The following is a 560-nucleotide window of genomic DNA, read 5'->3' on the forward strand; positions in this document are numbered from 1 at the left end:
TTATGTCGGCACGCCGACAGTCACATCGATCGCGCCGACGGCTGGTCCGCAGACCGGCGGCACGACCGTGGTCATCACCGGCACAAACCTTTCCGGCGCGAGCGCGGTCACGTTCGGAGCAACGGCGGCAACAGGCTTCACGGTCAATTCGGCGACCTCGATCACGGCGACGTCACCCGCCGGCACGGGCACGGTCGATATTACGGTGACGACCGCGGGCGGCACATCGGCAACCTCGGCGGCCGACCAGTTCACTTACGTGCCCGCACCGACCGTCACCTCGATCTCACCGACGTCGGGTCCGGGTGCGGGCGGCACCACCGTCACCATCACCGGCACCAATCTCTCCGGTGCAACGGCCGTGACCTTCGGCGCAACGCCGGCGACCGGCTTCACGGTCAATTCGGCGACCCAGATCACCGCCACATCGCCGGCCGGCACCGGCACGGTTGATATCAGGGTGACGACCACCGGCGGTACGTCGGCCACCTCTGCTGCGGACCAGTTCACCTATATCCCCTCGCCGACCGTCACCTCGATCTCGCCGACCGCAGGTCCGA

The 560-nt window shown here is 67.7% G+C and carries 1 protein-coding gene; it reads left to right on the forward strand.

What is annotated here, in order from left to right:
- Positions 1–560, forward strand: a 560-nt coding sequence (locus TSA1_RS27640; protein ID WP_174719342.1) for an IPT/TIG domain-containing protein, incomplete at both ends; no start/stop codon positions are given.

Source organism: Bradyrhizobium nitroreducens (assembly GCF_002776695.1).
Lineage (GTDB): Bacteria > Pseudomonadota > Alphaproteobacteria > Rhizobiales > Xanthobacteraceae > Bradyrhizobium > Bradyrhizobium nitroreducens.